The organism is Streptomyces sp. NPDC127038 (genome assembly GCF_042725875.1).
Classification (GTDB): Bacteria; Actinomycetota; Actinomycetes; order Streptomycetales; family Streptomycetaceae; genus Streptomyces.
The window spans coordinates 80492-94329 of record NZ_JBHXDQ010000023.1 but is presented as its reverse complement, the minus strand read 5'-3'; the positions used below and the strand labels follow the sequence as shown (position 1 = coordinate 94329).

At 70.9% G+C, this 13838-nt stretch carries 12 protein-coding genes; 7 read left to right on the top strand and 5 right to left on the bottom strand.

Features of this window, described 5'->3' with window-relative positions; genetic code table 11:
- Positions 1 to 17: 17 nt before the first annotated feature.
- Complete coding sequence (locus tag ACFWI4_RS18435) at positions 18 to 1433, top strand: AI-2E family transporter (protein WP_387197151.1); 1416 nt, start codon at positions 18 to 20, stop codon at positions 1431 to 1433.
- Between the two features lie 147 nt (positions 1434 to 1580).
- Here ACFWI4_RS18435 and ACFWI4_RS18430 read toward each other — a convergent pair whose 3' ends face one another.
- Together ACFWI4_RS18430 and ACFWI4_RS18425 are read right to left on the bottom strand one after the other, a co-directional pair.
- The gene (locus ACFWI4_RS18430; RefSeq protein ID WP_387197148.1) at positions 1581 to 2114 is read right to left on the bottom strand and encodes an alkyl hydroperoxide reductase; all 534 of its coding nucleotides are present in this window, start codon (positions 2112 to 2114) and stop codon (positions 1581 to 1583) included.
- Between the two features lie 6 nt (positions 2115 to 2120).
- Positions 2121 to 2675 (bottom strand): peroxiredoxin, encoded by a 555-nt coding sequence (locus ACFWI4_RS18425; protein ID WP_385402927.1) that lies wholly within the window; start codon positions 2673 to 2675, stop codon positions 2121 to 2123.
- Between the two features lie 174 nt (positions 2676 to 2849).
- Here ACFWI4_RS18425 and ACFWI4_RS18420 point away from each other — a divergent pair, with 174 nt between their 5' ends.
- From ACFWI4_RS18420 to ACFWI4_RS18405, 4 genes are all read left to right on the top strand, one after another.
- Entirely contained in the window at positions 2850 to 3827 is a 978-nt protein-coding gene (locus tag ACFWI4_RS18420) for a LysR substrate-binding domain-containing protein (protein WP_387197145.1), read from the top strand.
- Between the two features lie 277 nt (positions 3828 to 4104).
- Positions 4105 to 5064, top strand: coding sequence for a MarR family transcriptional regulator (locus tag ACFWI4_RS18415; protein ID WP_387197143.1), 960 nt, complete (start codon positions 4105 to 4107; stop codon positions 5062 to 5064).
- Between the two features lie 53 nt (positions 5065 to 5117).
- Positions 5118 to 5597, top strand: coding sequence for a roadblock/LC7 domain-containing protein (locus tag ACFWI4_RS18410; RefSeq protein WP_385402921.1), 480 nt, complete (start codon positions 5118 to 5120; stop codon positions 5595 to 5597).
- Between the two features lie 4 nt (positions 5598 to 5601).
- Positions 5602 to 6030, top strand: coding sequence for a hypothetical protein (locus ACFWI4_RS18405; protein WP_385402919.1), 429 nt, complete (start codon positions 5602 to 5604; stop codon positions 6028 to 6030).
- A 63-nt stretch (positions 6031 to 6093) separates the two neighbouring features.
- Here ACFWI4_RS18405 and ACFWI4_RS18400 read toward each other — a convergent pair whose 3' ends face one another.
- Genes ACFWI4_RS18400 through ACFWI4_RS18390 form a run of 3 tightly spaced genes read right to left on the bottom strand, consistent with a single transcriptional unit; the run spans position 6094 to position 9643 of the window.
- Entirely contained in the window at positions 6094 to 8424 is a 2331-nt protein-coding gene (locus ACFWI4_RS18400) for an ABC transporter permease (RefSeq protein WP_387197139.1), read from the bottom strand.
- On the bottom strand, positions 8421 to 9119 hold the full coding sequence (locus ACFWI4_RS18395; RefSeq protein WP_385402914.1) for an ABC transporter ATP-binding protein: 699 nt from the start codon (positions 9117 to 9119) through the stop codon (positions 8421 to 8423). Before ACFWI4_RS18395 ends, ACFWI4_RS18400 begins: the two co-directional genes overlap by 4 nt.
- Positions 9116 to 9643 carry a PadR family transcriptional regulator gene (locus ACFWI4_RS18390; protein ID WP_385402912.1) on the bottom strand — a complete coding sequence of 176 codons (528 nt, stop codon included), beginning with the start codon at positions 9641 to 9643 and terminating at the stop codon, positions 9116 to 9118. The genes ACFWI4_RS18395 and ACFWI4_RS18390 overlap by 4 nt, the downstream gene beginning before the upstream one ends.
- 471 nt (positions 9644 to 10114) lie before the next feature.
- Here ACFWI4_RS18390 and ACFWI4_RS18385 point away from each other — a divergent pair, with 471 nt between their 5' ends.
- Both ACFWI4_RS18385 and ACFWI4_RS18380 read left to right on the top strand, forming a co-directional pair.
- On the top strand, positions 10115 to 12436 hold the full coding sequence (locus ACFWI4_RS18385) for a transglycosylase domain-containing protein (protein WP_387197135.1): 2322 nt from the start codon (positions 10115 to 10117) through the stop codon (positions 12434 to 12436).
- A 546-nt stretch (positions 12437 to 12982) separates the two neighbouring features.
- Positions 12983 to 13678, top strand: coding sequence for a peptidase inhibitor family I36 protein (locus tag ACFWI4_RS18380; protein WP_387197132.1), 696 nt, complete (start codon positions 12983 to 12985; stop codon positions 13676 to 13678).
- Positions 13679 to 13838: the final 160 nt, after the last annotated feature.

The following is a 13838-nucleotide window of genomic DNA, read 5'->3' as shown; positions in this document are numbered from 1 at the left end:
GGGGAAAAGGACGCATCATGTCGCGTGTACCAGGATGGCTCGGCCGGATCGGCGCCGGACTCACCGAACTCGGTGAACGGCTGGACGAACGCCGGGCCGAGGTCGAGTTGGAGTCGCGGGGCCCCCTCGGCGGCGAGGACGGCCCCGGCGGCCGCGTCCTCCTCGACGCCCCCGGCACCCTTTCCCCGGCTTCCGGGCCGTCCGGGACCCCCGAGGCCCCGGTGGCCGACGCCGACGCCTCCGCGCTCCCGGTCCAGCGCCCCGCCGAGGAGGAGAGCGCGGCCTACGCCTACGCGCAGCCGCCCCACCGTCCCGACCCCGCCCTCGCCGTGCCGTGGGGCGTGCGCGTCGCCGCCGAGGCCGGCTGGCGGCTGCTCATCCTCGCGGGCACCGTCTGGGTGCTGATGCGGGTCATCAGCGCCGTACAGCTGGTGGTGCTGGCCTTCGTGGCCGCGCTGCTCATCACCGCGCTGCTCCAGCCCACGGTGGCCCGGCTGACCCGGTACCGGGTGCCGCGCGGGCTCGCGACCGCGCTCACCGCGATCCTCGGCTTCGTCATCATGGGGCTGATCGGCTGGTTCGTGGTCTGGCAGGTCCAGGAGAACATCGACAACCTCTCCAACCAGATCCAGGACGGCATCGACGAGCTGCGCAAGTGGCTCCTCAAGGGCCCGTTCCACGTCACCGACAAGCAGATCAACAAGATCGCGAAGAATCTCCGCGAGGCGATCGGCGCGAACACGGACCAGATCACGTCCGCGGGCCTCCAGGGCGTCACCGTGATCGTCGAGGCCCTCACGGGCATCCTGCTCACGATGTTCTCGACCCTCTTCCTGCTCTACGACGGGAAGCGGATCTGGGAGTGGTCGCTCAAGCTCGTCCCGGCCGCCGCCCGTCCCGGTGTCGCCGGCGCGGGCCCGCGGGCGTGGCGCACGCTCACCGCCTACGTCCGCGGCACGGTGATAGTCGCCCTGATCGACGCGATCTTCATCGGCCTGGGCATCTATATCCTCAAGGTCCCGATGGCGGTGCCGCTCGCCGTCTTCATCTTCCTCGGCGCGTTCATCCCGCTGGTGGGCGCGGTGATCTCCGGGGCGCTCGCGGTGGTGGTGGCGCTGGTGACGCAGGGCGTCTGGGTCGCCGTCACGACCCTCATCGTGGTCCTGCTGGTCCAGCAGATCGAGGGCCACATCCTTCAGCCGTTCATCCTCGGCCGCGCCGTCCGCGTCCACCCGCTCGCGGTGGTCCTCTCGGTCGCCGCCGGCGGCATGATCGCCGGTATCGGCGGAGCCGTCGTCGCGGTGCCGCTGGTCGCCGTGACCAACACGGTGGTCGCGTACCTGCGTTCGTACGCGAGCGAGGCGGATCTGCGCCACGCGCCCGAACCACGGGGCGCCACCGCGGTGGGCGCGTCCCCGGCCCACAGAGGCTGACCCGACGGCGGCCGAACCGGCCGGCGACCGGTCGCCGGGTCGGCCGCCGTGACGTACCGCGTACGACGCACGGGGCCCCGCCCACCGTGACGGTGGGCGGGGCCCTGAGTGCTGCGGGCGGCGTTCGGGCCGCCGTGTGCGCGAGGACTACTCGGCGAGGACCGCCTCGGCGTCCAGCGTGACGCCGACGGCCTGGAGCACGGAGGCGATCTTGAAGGCCTCCTGGATCGTCTCCCGGTCGACGCCCGCCTTGCGGAGCACCTGCTCGTGCGAGTCGAGGCACTGGCCGCAGCCGTTGATCGCGGAGACCGCGAGCGACCACAGCTCGAAGTCGACCTTCTCCACACCCGGGTTGCCGATGACGTTCATCCGCAGACCGGCCCGCAGCGTCCCGTACTCCGGGTCGGACAGCAGGTGGCGCGTGCGGTAGAAGACGTTGTTCATCGCCATGACCGCGGCGGCCGACTTCGCGGCGGTGTACGCCTCGGGCGACAGCTTGGCCTTCGCCTCGGGCTCCAGCTCGCGCAGCACGCGCGGGGAGCGCGTGGCGATCGCGCAGGCCAGCACCGTGCCCCACAGCTGCTGCTGCGGGAGGTCACTGTTGCCGATCACCGAACCGAGGTTCAGGCGCAGGTCCTTGGCGTAGTCCGGTATCGCGGACTTCAGTTCGTCGAGGGCCATGGAAGGTCACTCACCGGCCAGGAGGGCGACCGGGTCGAGGGTGTTCTCGCCCTTGGTCCAGTTGCACGGGCAGAGCTCGTCCGTCTGGAGGGCGTCCAGGACCCGCAGGACCTCCTTGGGGTTACGGCCGACGGAACCGGCGGTCACCATGGAGAACTGGATCTCGTTGTTCTGGTCGACGATGAAGACGGCGCGCTTGGCGAAGCCGTCCTCGCCCTCGATGCCGAGGTCGCGCATGAGCTCGTGCTTGGAGTCGGCCATCATCGGGAAGGGCAGGTCACGCAGGTCGTCGTGGTCCTTGCGCCAGGCGTGGTGCACGAACTCGGAGTCGCCGGAGAAGCCGAGGACCTGAGCGTCGCGGTCGGCGAACTCCTCGTTCAGCTTGCCGAAGGCCGCGATCTCGGTCGGGCACACGAAGGTGAAGTCCTTGGGCCACGCGAAGACGATCTTCCACTTGCCCTCGTAGGTCTTGTGGTCGATCTGCTTGAACTCCTGGCCCTTCTCCAGCGAGACGCAGGCGGTCAGGTCGAACGTGGGGAACTTGTCACCGACAGTGAGCACAAACTCTCCTAGCAGATAGGGGTAGCCCTTTTTGGGGGCATTTCCCTGGGGGGTGGACGTCGTCGATGGTGGCACAGGCAGCATTGATTCGGGAAATAGCTACACTCGGTCGCGTTGATCGAGTGCGGCTATCAGTGACGCCCGGTGAAGCGGTCCGGAACGGGAGGTACGGCCATGGCGAGCCCCACCGGCAGGGCGGCGGGCGGCAAGGGCGGCGGACGCCGCAGCCCCAGCCTCGCCCAGCTGCGCGCCTTCACCGCCGTGGCCGAGCATCTGCACTTCCGTGACGCGGCCGCCGCGATCGGCATGAGCCAGCCCGCGCTGTCCGGAGCCGTCTCGGCCCTGGAGGAGATCCTCGGGGTGACCCTGCTGGAGCGTACGACCCGCAAAGTGCTCCTGTCGCCCGCCGGCGAGCGGCTCGCCGTACGCGCCAGGGCGGTCCTGGAGGAGGTCGGCGCGCTGATGGAGGAGGCGGAGGCCGTCCGCGCGCCGTTCACCGGGGCGCTGCGCCTCGGCGTCATCCCCACCGTCGCCCCCTACCTCCTGCCGACCGTCCTGCGCCTCGTCCACGACCGCTACCCCGACCTCGACCTCCAGGTGTACGAGGAGCAGACCGCGGGCCTGCTGGAGGGGCTCGGCGCCGGCCGGCTGGACCTGCTGCTGCTCGCGGTCCCCCTCGGTATGCCCGGGGTCGTCGAACTCCCGCTGTTCGACGAGGACTTCGTGCTGGTGACCCCGCTCGACCACTGGCTCGGCGGCCGGGAGGGCATTCCGCGCGAGGCGCTGCGCGAACTCCGTCTCCTGCTGCTGGACGAGGGCCACTGTCTGCGGGACCAGGCCCTGGACATCTGCCGTGAGGCCGGGCGCGCGGACGCCCCCGTGACCACCACCGCCGCGGGCCTGTCGACCCTCGTCCAGCTCGTCGCCGGCGGCCTCGGGGTGACCCTGCTGCCGAGCACCGCCGTCAAGGTGGAGACCACCCGCAGCGATCAGCTCCTCACCGGCTGGTTCGCCGATCCGGCCCCCACCCGCAGGATCGCGCTCGCCATGCGGTCGGGCGCCGCGCGGGGCACGGAGTACCGAGAACTCGCGGAGGCGCTGCGCGAGGCACTGCGGCCGCTGCCCGTCAGGGTGTTGGGCGCGGAAGCCTGAACCACCGGGCACAGTCGGTCATTCGGGCGACCGATCCCGTCCCTCGGCAGCCGGGAAATTTCAACTTCCGTCAGGTAGTGCGACTCCCGCTGGGATATCCGCCCCTGCTGATACACATACCTCCTCAGGGTGACTCATCAGGCGTCTGTGCGAAGTTCCGGTGATTCCAAGGGGAGTGATGTCGGGCATTCGGGATTCCCTTGGCAGGGTCGGTCACGACCTGCTGTCGCGCGCACTGGGCGAATGCCGGAACACGCGGGCGACGGGAAAACTGAGGGTGTCCGGAAAACCCGGGGGAGTCTTCCATCTCCGTGACGGCTGCGTCGTCGCCGTCGAGAGTCCGGGCGCCCCGGGAGCGGAGGCACGGCTGCTGCGCTCGGGCCGCGTCAGCGGCGAGCAGTGGGCCGAACTGCTCCGTGAGGCCGGCGGCACCCGGTGGCCCGAGGCCGGTCTGATCGCCCACGGTTACGCGGGCGCCGCACAGCTCCGCGTCGTCTGCGTGATGGCGATGCAGGACGCGGTCTTCGCCGTCGTGGCCGGTGACGTGGAGGCGTGCGGCCCGCTCGACACGGCGTACGAGCCGTACGCGCCGGTCGCGCTCGGAGAGACACCGGGGCGGCTGCTCCAGGACGCGGCGAGGAAGCTCGCGGCCGTCGCCGCCCTGCCGAGGCCCGTACGGCCCGACCGGGAACGCCCGGTGCCCGCGGCGGTGCCGGACGAGATACGCGAGCGGCTCCCGCCGCCGCAGAGGGAGTTGCTGGCCCACGCCGACGGCCGCCGGACCGCCCGTGACATCGCCTTCGCGACCGGTCTAGGCGTCTACACCGTCACGGTGGGGATCGCCCGCATGCTCGGCGAGGAGCTGCTGGAACTGCCGGCGGAACCGGGTTCCGCCTCCCGGGTCACCGTGCGGGACCTGCCCACCGGAGCGCTCAGGCAGCGGCCCCCCGGTGCCCCGCACGCCCTGGACCCCGACGTGTTCTCCGCCCTGTCGGTCGCGGTGGCCGCGGGAGGGACCGGGCCGCCCGCGCCCCGGCCGGACCCCGCTCCGCCGCCCGCGGGAACCGCTCCCGCCCTGCCCCGCAGAGAGCCCGGGGTGAACGCCCCCTCGCTTCCCCGCCGTGAACCCGGCGCGAGCGGAATAGCCGAAACCCTCGCCCCGGAAAAGGCCGGGGCGAGCTGGAAAGGATTCTTCCGGCTGCGGCACCGGATCTGGACCCCGGACTCCGGGACGTGAAACCGAATGCCCGCCAACGAACACACGCGCACGACGACCAGGGAGTTCAGTACATGAATCATGAGGCACTCGCCAGGGAAATGAGGGAACTCCGGGAACAGGTGCCCGGAATCACCGACACGGCCGTGGCGGCCGCCGACGGAATGCTCATCGCGGCCGACACGGCCGACACCATCGACCCGGAGAGCCTCGCCGCGATCGCCGCCGCGGGCCTCGGCATCGCACGCCGCGCCACCGCGGTGACCGCCAGGGGCGCGTTCCGCCAGACCGTGACCTACGGCAGCCAGGGCCTCGCGGCCTTCTACGCGGTCGGCGACACCGCGCTGATGATCGTCCTCGGCGACGAGGGCATCGACCTCGAACGGCTCCACGAGCGCACCCGGCCGGCTCTCGGCCGGATCGGATCGATCCTCACCGGAACCGGCCCCGAACCGCTCACCGCCCCGGCCGGCCCCGGTCCGCTCACCCCACCTCCCGCCGCGCCCGACGCACTCGTCGGAGCGGCCACCGACACCGCGACCGAAGGGGTATGAAGACATGGCCAGCAAGAGAATGACGGCGGGTTTCTCCGACCAGATCATGGGCCTGGTCAAATCACTGCGCGCCGACGCCCCCGACTGTCTCGCCTCCGGGGCCGTCGACATGTCCACCGGCATGCTGCTCAGCTACGAGACCGTCGACAACCATCCGCCGGAGGTCCTCGACCTGCTCGCGGGCGCGACCCTCGACCTGTTCCAGGGCCGTACGGTCCAGATGATCGAGGACGTCTTCAAGGAGCGCCGCGGCATCGAGTCCGAGTCGCACTTCTTCCAGGAGATCCTGGTCAACAGCGACAACCTCACCCATCTGTTCATCCGCATGAGCGACCAGCAGGACGTGGTCGCCGTGGTCGTCTGCCGCAAGTCGGTCAACGTGGGCATGCTCTTCGCGCAGGTCCGCCGCGTGGTGAAGGAGTACAGCATCTGAACGCGGACCGGTGGCCCTCCCGGAAGGGAAGGGCCACCGGCCGCGGCGCGTACGCTCCGCGCGCTACTCCGTGCGCAGCCCGTCCGGCCGCATCAGCCGGACCAGCGGCGGCAGGCTCAGCAGGGTCACCAGGAGCACGACCCCGGCGCCGATGCCCGTCATCGACAGCACGCTCGCCCAGTCCACGCTCACCGAGGTCCCCGTCATCTTGAGCAGGACCGTGCCGAGGGTGAGCCCCACGACGGCGGCCAGGCCGAGGCCCAGGGCGATGGGGATCGCGGTCTGCCACAGCACCGACAGGCTCAGCGTGCGGCGCCGGGTGCCGAAGGCGACCAGGGCCGACAGCAGCTTCTTGCGCTCGCGCAGCTGCTCCAGCTGGGAGATCAGCAGGCTCGCGCCGATCAGCAGGAGCACGCAGGTCGCGCCGACGGACAGACCCGTGCGGATGGACGTGAACTTCCGCGACTGGGTCGTCGCCGTCCAGGTGTTGGCTGCGGTCAGCGGGTCGATCCTCGCGGCGCTGTTGCGCACCAGGTCCCGTACGTCCGGCACCGATTCGTCGAGCTGGAGGTAGACGGTCTGGCGCATGGCGGACGCGGCCCGTCCGGGCAGGGCGCCGGGCGTGAACAGGAAGCCGCCGAGCTCGTTGCCCGTCGGATCCTTGCGCGACGCCGCCGGCTTGACCCCCTTCGGCACCCTCCAGGCGATCTCCGCGCCCTTGGCGGAGCCGTAGGACGGGTCGAGGAAGAGAGCGGTGCCGGCCTTGTCGAGCTTGGCGGTGCCGCTGTCCCCGAAGCCGTCCTCCACCGCGAAGACGTCACCGTCGTGGCAGGAGGGCAGCACGGCCGTCTCCCGCAGGGCCGCGCAGTCGCCGACCGTGGCGGCCGTCGAGTTCGCCGGCTCGTCGCGCCCGTCCCCCGCGTCGGTCCGGCCCAGGGCGGTGGCGTGCGTGACGCCCTTCGTCCCGGACAGCTGCCGGACCGCCGGGTCCAGGGGGACCCCCGCGGGGATGTCGACCGACATCTGGGCCCGGGTCAGATCATTCTTGTTGATCTTGGTGTAGTCGTCGTCGACACCGGCGAACAGCATCTGCAGGGCTATCGCGCCGGCCACCGCGACCGCGATGCCGTTGACCAGCCTGGCCGCCGATCCGCTGCTCAACTGAAGTCTGCGGATGGCCAGTTGCCAGGCGACGCCGCCGGAGTTCAGCCGGGCGACGACCGCCTCGACCACCCAGGGCAGCAGCGCGGTGATGCCGACCAGCAGCAGCAGGACACCGCCGATGACCAGGTACTGGTTGAAGTTCCCGTTGGACCGCCCCTGCCCGACCATCGGGTACAGCATCGCGAGGCCGCCCAGCGGCAGAAGCAGCCGCCACCACAGCCGGCGCCGCGAGGGCCGTGCCGTGCGCACCACGCCGAGCGGTTCGATGACGACACCGCGCAGGGCGAACAGCGTCACCGCGACCGCGGCCGCGGGCACCGCCAGGGCCACCAGCGCCACCAGGGCGGGCGCCGGATCGAGGTCGGCCGGGAACACGCTGATCCTGAAGACCATGACCAGGCCAGACAGTTGACGCCCGATCAGGAAGAACCCGGCGCCGAGGACCAGTCCGACCAGCGCTCCGGCCAGCGCCTCGCCGGCCGCGATCCGCCGGGTCATCCCCCCGTCCGCGCCGACCAGCCGCAGCGCGGCGAGCCGCCGGTCGCGCCGCTCGCCGCCGAAGCGCACGGCCGCGGCGATGAAGACGCCGACCGGCATCAGCAGCACGACGAAGACGATCAGTACGAGGAGCAGCAGGACGGGGTCCATCGCCTCGGACTGCCCGGTGGAGCCGAACGCCGTGATCCGCTCGATCCGGCCGGTGCTGGTGCCGGTGGCGTTCAGGCCCCGGGCGCCCGCGTAGTAGGCGAGTTCGTGCGGGTCGACGAGCCCGCGGTCGGCGATCGTGCCGCTGATCCGGCGGTCGAGCCGCTCGCGCAGCAGCTTCCCGTCCGCCGACTTCAGCAGCCTGTCGAGGGCGGGCGAGACGATCATCTCGCCGGGCGCGGGGAACGCGGACACGCCCGGGGGCAGCGGAGCCCGGGAGCCTTCGGGTTCGAGCAGCCGGCCGCGTACGTCCTGGTCGCGGAAGGTGGTGTCCGCGTCCGCGACGATCAGGGTGCGGTCCGACTTCTTCCTGACCACCGAGCCGTACGTCATGTCGTTGCGGGCGCTCTCGCGGTCGTGCCGGGAGGCCAGCGCGCTCGGCAGAGCGGTGGTGAGCAGCAGCAGCGCCACCCCGAGCCCGACGCCGACGGCCGTCAGCAGGACGCGCACCCAGGCCTCGCGGCCGCCGGTCACCGCGAACCTGGCGCCCATGGCGAGATCGCGGGACCACTGGCGGGCACTCATACGATCCGCTCCATGTCCCTGGACCTGCCGTCCCGTACGACGACCTCGCGGTCCGAGTACGCGGCCACGCGCGCCTCGTGCGTGACGAGCACGACGGCGGCGTTCGTCGAACGGGCCGCGTCGGTCAGCAGCTCCATCACGCGCTCGCCGTTGAGGGAGTCGAGCGCGCCGGTCGGCTCGTCGGCGAACAGCACCCGCGGACCGGTGACCAGGGAACGGGCGACGGCCACCCGCTGGCCCTGGCCGCCGGAGACCTCGCCGGGCCGCTTGTCCTTGAGGTCGTCGACCTCCAGCCGCTCCATCCAGGACAGCGCGGTGCGCTCGGCCTCCTTGCGGCCCGTGCCGTTCAGCCGCAGCGGCAGCGCGACGTTCTCGACGCAGCTCAGTTCCGGCACGAGCTGGCCGAACTGGAAGACGAACCCGAACGCGGAGCGCCGCAGCGCGCTGCGCTGGGCGTCGTTCATCGTCGCCATCTCGCGGCCGTCGTAGGTGATCGAGCCGGAGTCGGGCGTGACGATGCCGGCGAGGCAGTGCAGCAGCGTGGACTTGCCGGAGCCGGAGGGGCCCATCACGGCGACGACCTCGCCGGGGTGGATGGAGAAGGCGGCTCCGTCCAGCGCGGTGGTCGGACCGTACGTCTTGCGCAGGTCCGTGGCGGTGAGCAGGGAGCCGGGGGGAGCGGCGGCCTGGGTCATCGGGCGGTCACCGCCTCGGCGAGCTTGTCGAGGCGCGCGGCGGTCAGTTCCAGCCACCGCAGGTCGGCCTCCAGGTGGAAGAGGGCGTGGTCGCAGATCAGCTGATCGGCCAGGTCGCCCTTGCGCTTGCGTTCGGTCAGCATGCGCATCATCCGCAGATGCTCCGAGCGCTGGGTGTCGAGGAGCTCGCTCGCGTCCCGGCGGGTCAGCAGGGCGAGGACGACCTTGGTGTACAGGGTCGACTGGAGGTACGGCTCGGGCGTCTCCGGCGTCGTGAGCCAGCGCTGTACGTCGGTGACGCCGGCCTCGGTGATCGCGTACCGCTTGCGCTCGGGGCCTTCGCCCGCCTCGATCCCGTCGAGCTCGACGAGTCCGTTCTTCAGCAGCCGTGACATCGTCGAGTAGACCTGGCCGTAGTGCAGGGGCCGGTCGTGACCGAATTTCTCGTCGAAGGCCCGCTTCAGGTCGTAACCGTGGCGCGGCCCGGACTCCAGGAGCCCTAGAAGGGTGTGACCGATGGACATGCCGAGCACTGTACACACCGCGTATACATCGCGTGTATACACACCGCGTACAGATCGGGGTTGAGGCCTCCCGGGGGCGGGGAACCGCCTGGTGGCAGCCGTTTGTCACGGTTCTGGAACCGACCGGCACACCCCTCCCGTACCCCGGCCGCCGGCTTCCGGGGACCCGGGGCGCGGCCGGCCGGCGCCGGGGAGCGCGCCCCCTCGGAGCCGGGAGCGCGTGGTCCGGCGGGGGCCCGGTCCGCGCGTCGGCCGCCCGTAGTTCCTCATCTCACTTTTTCCCGCCGTGGCAACCTTCCGGCCCGTCCGCTCGTCGCAATCAGTGGGGCGGTGCAGATGGCGTGCTGATTCTCACGTCCGGAAAAGACCGGATCGGCGCCCCTTTGTCATAGCGCGCGGTGTTAGCTTTCTGAGCTGACCTGACCGGCGAACTTGTGTGTCACACGAGAATGAAGCGGAGCGGATCGACCCATGGGACGAGCTGAAGAGAGACGAGCGCGGCAGGCGCAGGGCCGCCGCGCGGCGCCGCAGAGCTCGTCCGGGAACGAGTCGGCGGGCTCCGGTCCCGGAGGGAAGGCGGGCGGCAAGCCCCGCCGCACCGGCATACGCCGGTTCGTGAACTGGAAGACGATCCTCGGGACGTTCCTGGGCTTCTGCCTGCTCGGCATGGGCGGCTTCATCGTGCTCTACATGGTCGTCTCGGTGCCCGAGGGCAACGCGGCCGCCAAGCGCCAGAGCAACATCTACAAGTACAGCGACGGCACGCTGCTCGGGCGCAGCGGCAAGGTCAACCGCGAGATAGTCGACCTGTCCAAGGTGCCCAAGAGCGTCCAGAAGACGTTCGTCGCCGCCGAGAACAAGACCTTCTACAACGACTCGGGCATCGACCTGAAGGGCACCGCCCGAGGTCTGATCAACACCCTCTCCGGCAAGGGCAAGCAGGGTGGTTCGACGATCACCCAGCAGTACGTCAAGAACTACTACCTCAGCCAGGACCAGACCGTCACGCGCAAGCTGAAGGAAATGGTCATCTCGCTGAAGGTGGACCGCCAGAAGTCCAAGGACGACATCCTGGCGGGCTACATCAACACCAGCTACTACGGCCGCAACGCGTACGGCATCCAGGCCGCCGCGCAGGCCTACTACCGCGAGGACGCCCAGAAGCTCACGGTCGCGCAGGGCGCCTACCTCGCCTCGCTGCTCCAGGCCCCGAGCCAGTACGACTGGGCGGTCGCCTCGAAGACCGGCAAGCGGCTGGTCGAGGCCCGCTGGAACTACACCCTCGACAACATGGTCCAGATGCACTGGCTCGACGCGGGCGAGCGCGCGGGCCTGAAGTTCCCGGTGCCCAAGGAGCCCAAGGGCGCCCCCGGCATGGAGGGCCAGACCGGGTATCTGATGACCGAGGCCAAGAGCGAGCTCGCGCAGCAGCTCGTCACCCAGGGCTCGGCCGACAACCTCAGCGACGCCAACGCCAAGATCGACGCGGGCGGCTGGACCATCACGCTGAACATCGACCACAAGAAGCAGGCGCTGCTGGAGCAGACGGTCAAGCAGCAGCTGACCAGCAAGCTGGACCCGAAGAAGCGCAAGGTCGACGCCAACATCCAGGCCGGTGCCGTGTCGGTCGACCCCAAGAGCGGCAAGGTCGTCGCGATGTACGGCGGCACGGACTACTTCAAGCACTACATCAACAACGCGACGCGCCACGACTACCAGGCCGCGTCGACGTTCAAGCCGATGATCTTCGCGGCGGCGCTGGACGAGGCGGCGAAGACCCGCTCCGGGCAGCCGATCACCGCGAACACGATCTACGACGGCACCAACCGCCGTCCCGTGGTCGGCAGCGACATCGGCTTCGCGCCGCCGAACGAGGACGAGCACAGCTACGGCCCCGTCACCGTGCAGACCGCGATGAACAAGTCCATCAACTCCGTCTTCGCGCAGATGGGCGTGGACGTCGGCATGAGCGATGTGCTGAAGGTCGCCGGCAAGCTCGGCATGAACACCAAGAACCTCCAGGCCGTGCCCGCCCAGACCCTCGGCTCCATGGGCGCGAGCCCGCTGGAGATGGCGGGCGCGTACGCCACGCTCGACAACCACGGCAAGAAGGTCACCCCCTCGATCGTGGCCTCGGCCGAGCACAAGGACGCCTCGGTCACGATGCCGAACCCGATCGGCGAGCGGGTCATCAGCGAGGAGGCCGCCGACACGGTCACCTCGGTGCTGACCGGTGTGGTCGACGACGGTACGGCCCGGGCGTCGGTGCGGGACAACCCGTCCCGCGACGGCCAGGTCGTCGCCGGCAAGACCGGTACCTCCGACAACAACAAGTCGGCCTGGTTCACCGGCTACACGCCGAACCTGGTCACCTCGGTGCTGCTGTTCGGCGAGGACGCGAAGACCCACGCGCAGGTGTCCATGAAGGGGGCCACGGGCCTCTATCTGGAGGGCGGCCGCGTCAACGGCGGTGGCTACCCGGCGAAGATCTGGGCGGCCTACACGTTCGAGGCGATGGCGGGGAACGTCACCAAGTTCGACCTGAACACCACCTCGGGAGCCGCGGTGGCGCCGACCGAACTCCCCAGCGCCACGCAGACGCCGTCCAGCACGCCGTCCTCGACCCCGACCACCCAGGAGCCGACGACGACCCCGCCGACGACGAGCAGCCCGCCGTCGCCCACGGCCCCGCCGACGACGGCCCCGCCGACGACGACGAGCCCGTCCTCGCCGACGAACTCGCCCTCCGGCGGCCCCCTGGACGACCCGTTCGGGCAGGCGGGCCAGCAGTAGCGCGCGCGAGCCTCCGAGCACGTGTGAGGAGGGCACCCGGACACCCGGGTGCCCTCCTCTTTCCTGTCCCGCGAGCGTCGCTTTTCGGCCCGCTCCCGGCCGGGCGGCGGCGGCCGGAATGCGCTCTTCCCGCGGGGCGAACCGGGGCCTTTCCCCCATGCCACCAGGGGAGTTGATCGTTTCGCGGCGGCCGCCGCCGGGTGGCGGGACCGGGACCGACGGTGGCCGGACCCGCGAAACGACCTTGTCCCGGTCCGTACACCTGTGCGTATGGTTGCTGCCGTGCACGGCGGTCCCGACCAGCCCGCCGGCGCACACGTCAGTTCGCGACCGGGGGAACGATGTCGCCACAGGGGGAACACTTCGCCATGCCGTACTTCCGGCACTTCTCGCGCGCCGAGCCGTTCTCGAGCGCCGCGTTCCGCCGTATCCGTCGCCCCTGACCAGGGACGGCCACGTCCGCCGTCGCCCCTGACCCGGGGACGGCCACGTCCACCGTCCCGATGACCGGACGCACGACTTCGATATCGCTGTGGAGCGCACCTCTTGATACGCACACGCCTGACCACCGCCCTGCTGACCGCCGCCGCGACCGGCGCGCTGCTGCTCACCGCGGGGCCGGTGGCGTCCGCGGACGCCACCGGCCCCGAACCGACGGCCACGGCCACGCAGGAGCCGTCGACGCAGGACCCCTCGACGCCCGCCGCGGAGCCCTCGCACCCGGTGATCGCCGAGTACGACGGACGCAGGATCAACCTCGCCGAGTCCTGGGAGGGGGCCGACAGCTGCACCGAGCTCCCCAGCGGCGAGGTCCACTGCTACGACACGACGCAGGAGGCGCAGACCGACCCGGCGCTGCCCGCCTCGGTCCGCAGGGCGACCCGCGCGGCCGTCGCCACCCAGGCCGCCGCGGCCGCGCCCGACCGGTGCGTCGCCGACTACTGGTGCCTGTACGAGGACGCCAACTACAAGGGCAAGATCATCCGTCTGAGCAGCAGCGGCAAGCACGACCTCAGCGAGTGGGGCTTCCGCGACAAGGTGAGCTCCGTCTACTACTGGGTGCTGCGCTGGAGCCTCAACTACGGGACCGCCACGATCTGGGACTACCGCTCGGGCCTCCTGCACGACCGGCAGCGCGACCTGCTTCCCCCGCACGGCTGGGCCGACTTCAAGAACATGGACTACCCGGGCGGCGGCAACTGGAACGACAAGGTCGACGCCTTCGAGGTCAAGCGCGCCTGACTGCCGCGCCCGACAGCTCCGCCCGACCGCCGTGAGCGGCCTCGGGGGGGGGGGGGGCCCCACCGGCCGGGGGGGGGGGCGCAGGCGGGTACGGGCCGACGCCCGCTGGGGGGGGCGGGGGGCCTTTAGACGTGGGGGGCGGTGTGGGGGGGGCGTTGGT

What these genes read in the sequence shown, in the direction of transcription:
- ACFWI4_RS18400 (WP_387197139.1), bottom strand. Translation starts at nt 8,424, where the DNA reads ATGAGTGCCCGCCAGTGGTCCCGCGATCTCGCCATGGGCGCCAGGTTC.
- ACFWI4_RS18390 (WP_385402912.1), bottom strand. Translation starts at nt 9,643, where the DNA reads ATGTCCATCGGTCACACCCTTCTAGGGCTCCTGGAGTCCGGGCCGCGC.
- ACFWI4_RS18385 (WP_387197135.1), top strand. Translation starts at nt 10,115, where the DNA reads ATGGGACGAGCTGAAGAGAGACGAGCGCGGCAGGCGCAGGGCCGCCGC.
- ACFWI4_RS18435 (WP_387197151.1), top strand. Translation starts at nt 18, where the DNA reads ATGTCGCGTGTACCAGGATGGCTCGGCCGGATCGGCGCCGGACTCACC.
- ACFWI4_RS18420 (WP_387197145.1), top strand. Translation starts at nt 2,850, where the DNA reads ATGGCGAGCCCCACCGGCAGGGCGGCGGGCGGCAAGGGCGGCGGACGC.
- ACFWI4_RS18405 (WP_385402919.1), top strand. Translation starts at nt 5,602, where the DNA reads ATGGCCAGCAAGAGAATGACGGCGGGTTTCTCCGACCAGATCATGGGC.
- ACFWI4_RS18430 (WP_387197148.1), bottom strand. Translation starts at nt 2,114, where the DNA reads ATGGCCCTCGACGAACTGAAGTCCGCGATACCGGACTACGCCAAGGAC.
- ACFWI4_RS18395 (WP_385402914.1), bottom strand. Translation starts at nt 9,119, where the DNA reads ATGACCCAGGCCGCCGCTCCCCCCGGCTCCCTGCTCACCGCCACGGAC.
- ACFWI4_RS18410 (WP_385402921.1), top strand. Translation starts at nt 5,118, where the DNA reads ATGAATCATGAGGCACTCGCCAGGGAAATGAGGGAACTCCGGGAACAG.